Below are 3,155 nucleotides of genomic sequence, written 5' to 3' on the forward strand. Positions count from 1 at the left end.
GGCGTGCAAATTCCTCGAGCGGCTGCGCGATGCCGGGCACGAGGTGCTCGGGGTCCCGGGCAACCACGATGTCCCGCTGTACGATGTGCTGCGGCGCTTTTTGTCGCCGCTGACGCGCTACCGCCGCTTCATCGACGACGAATTGTGCCCGTTCCACGAGTTCTCGGGCGCCGCGGTGCTCGGCATCAACACCGCGCGCTCGCTGACCTTCAAGGACGGCAGCATCAGCCACGAGCAGATGGATTTCATTCGCGAGACTTTCGCGCGCACCCTGGAAAGCTCGATGCGCATCCTGGTTACCCACCACCCGCTGTTCGCGCTGCCGGTCGGCGACGGGCCCGAGCTGGGCAAGGCGATCGGCCGCCAGGAGCTTGCGCTCGATGCGATCGGCGATGCCGGGGTCGATCTCTTGCTCGCCGGGCACAACCACCGCGCCTCGACCCACGACGCGCGCGACCTCGTCACCCGCTCGGGCTCGGCCTTGGTGGTCCAGGCCGGCACCGCGACCTCGACCCGCCTGCGCGACGAGGAGCAGAGCTTCAACCGCATCGATATCGAAGGCGACGCGGTGACCGTCACGGTCCAGGCCTGGGCCGGTGACAAATTCGCCTCGTCCGACGGCCAGCGCTTCGTCCGCGAGGGCGACCGCTGGCGGGTCTCGACCCACATCGCCGAACCCGCCGACTGACGCTTGTCGGCCCCGCCACCGCAGGCCTACAGGCGCGTCATGTCCACCGCCCCCGACAGCCACTTCGATCTCCAGGATTTCGTCCGCCGCGTGCTTGCCGAGGATTTGGGCAAGGGCGGCGACATCACCTCCAAGTCGACGATCGCCTCCGACGCGCGGTTTTCCGCCGCGATGAACTGCCGCGAGCCGATCACGCTGGCCGGGCTCGACATCGCCGCCGCTTTCTTCCGCGCGCTCGACCGCGAGGTGCGCATCGAGCGCCCGGTCAATGACGGCGACAGCGTGCCGGCGGGGACCGTCCTGATGCGCCTCGACGGCAATGCCCGCGCGATGCTCGCCGCCGAGCGCTCGGCGCTCAACACGCTGCAGCATCTGTCGGGGATCGCGACGCTGACCCGGCGCTACGCCGACGCCATCGCCGGCACCGGCGCGGTGCTGCTCGACACGCGAAAAACCATCCCCGGGCTGCGCCTGCTCGATAAATATGCCGCGCGCATGGGCGGGGCGGAAAACCACCGCATGCGGCTCGACGACGGGGTGCTGATCAAGGACAATCATGTCGCGGTGGCCGGCGGGGTGGGGGAGGCGGTGCGCGCCGCCCAGGCCGCCGCGACCGGGCTCGAGGTCCAGGTCGAGGTTGACCGCCTCGACCAGATCGAGGTCGCGCTGGCCGCCGGCGCCGACCGCCTGCTGCTCGACAACATGCCGCCGGCCACGCTGCGCGAGGCGGTCGCGCTGGTCGCCGGGCGGGTCAAGTGCGAGGCGTCGGGCGGGGTCAACCTCGACACCATCCGCGCGATCGCCGAGACCGGGGTGGATTTTATTTCGGTCGGCCGCATCACCCAGTCCGCCCCGGCGGTCGACATCGGGCTCGACTACGCGCTGCAATAGGGGAACCGCGGGCGCCAGCGCGCCTTTTGCTTCGCATCGCCCGCGTTTATTTCTATAGGGGCGCCGAATTCCGGGAGAGACGTCAGTGTTCAAGGGGCTCAAGCCCATCGTTTACGGCGGCCGCGAGGTGTGGCCGCTGGTCGAAGGCGGCAAAGGCGTTTCCGCCACCAACCACATGAGCTCGGGCGCGTGGGCCGCGGCCGGCGGGATCGGCACGGTCAGCGCGGTCAACGCCGACAGCTATGACGCCGAGGGGCGCATCATCCCGCAAGTCTACCAGGCGCTGACCCGCCGCGAGCGCCACGAGGAGCTGGTCCAGTTCGCGATCGACGGCGCAGTCGCGCAGGTCGAGCGCGCGCACGAGATCGCCGGCGGCAACGGCGCCATCAACATCAACGTGCTGTGGGAAATGGGCGGCGCCCAGCGCGTGCTCGAAGGCGTGCTGTCGCGCACCAAGGGGCTCGTCGCGGGGGTCACCTGCGGCGCCGGCATGCCGTATAAATTGAGCGAGATCGCCGCCTCGCACGGCGTCTCCTATCTGCCGATCATCAGCTCGGGCCGCGCCTTCCGCGCGCTGTGGAAACGCGCCTATCACAAGGCCGCCGAATGGCTGTCGGCGGTGGTCTACGAGGACCCGTGGCTGGCCGGCGGGCACAATGGCCTGTCGAACGCCGAGGATCCCCGCGCGCCGCAGGACCCGTATCCGCGGGTCAAGGAATTGCGCGAGGTAATGCGCGAGGGCGGCATCCCCGACAGCGTGCCGATCGTCATGGCGGGCGGCGTGTGGCGGCTCGACGAGTGGGACAATTGGATCGACAATCCCGAGCTCGGCCAGATCGTCTTCCAGTTCGGCACGCGGCCGCTGCTGACCCAGGAAAGCCCGATCCCGCCGGGGTGGAAGGCGCGGCTGATGACGCTCGAGGAAGGCGACATTTTGCTCCACCGCTTCTCGCCCACCGGCTTCTATTCGTCGGCGGTGTTGAACCCGTTCCTGCGCTGGCTCGAGGCGCGCTCGGAGCGCCAGATCGCGTTCACCAAGGAAGCGATCGGCGAGCATGCGTTCGAACTCGACGTCGGCATCGGCACCAAGAAGAATTACTGGGTGACCAAGGGCGATTTGCAGCACGCGCGCGAATGGTATGGCGCGGGCTTCACCAACGCCATGAAGACCCCCGACGACACTCTGGTGTTCGTCACGCCCGAGGACGAGAAGATCATCCGCAAGGACCAGGCCGACTGCATGGGCTGCCTGTCGCAATGCGCGTTCTCGAGCTGGGCCGACAACGAGAAGAATAGTACGGGGCGGCTGGCCGACCCGCGCTCGTTCTGCATCCAGAAGACGCTGCAGGACATCGCCCACGGCGGCCCGGTCGACCAGAATCTGATGTTCGCCGGCCACTCCGCGTTCCGCTTCAAGACCGACCCGTTCTACTCCAACGGCTTCGTCCCCACGGTCAAGCAATTGGTCGACCGGATTTTGACGGGGGCGTGATGAAACGCGTTCTTGCCCTCGCCTTGTTGTGCGCAGCATTTCCCGCCGCGGCGCAGGACAAGCAACCGCCGTACTGGGCGTCGA

Annotated in this window: 3 protein-coding genes; all 3 read left to right on the top strand. The window is 68.2% G+C overall.

The annotated features are described in order from the left end of the window. On the top strand, window positions 1-688 hold a 688-nt coding region (locus RMP08_RS01300), incomplete at its 5' end, for a metallophosphoesterase (RefSeq protein WP_310467141.1). Between the two features lie 39 nt (window positions 689-727). Next, window positions 728-1,579, top strand: coding sequence for a carboxylating nicotinate-nucleotide diphosphorylase (gene nadC, locus RMP08_RS01305; RefSeq protein WP_310467142.1), 852 nt, complete (start codon window positions 728-730; stop codon window positions 1,577-1,579). 85 nt (window positions 1,580-1,664) lie between these two features. Beyond that, window positions 1,665-3,071 (top strand): nitronate monooxygenase, encoded by a 1,407-nt coding sequence (locus RMP08_RS01310; protein WP_310467143.1) that lies wholly within the window; start codon window positions 1,665-1,667, stop codon window positions 3,069-3,071. Window positions 3,072-3,155: the final 84 nt, after the last annotated feature.

Source organism: Sphingomonas sp. (assembly GCF_031426035.1).
Classification (GTDB): domain Bacteria; phylum Pseudomonadota; class Alphaproteobacteria; order Sphingomonadales; family Sphingomonadaceae; genus Sphingomicrobium.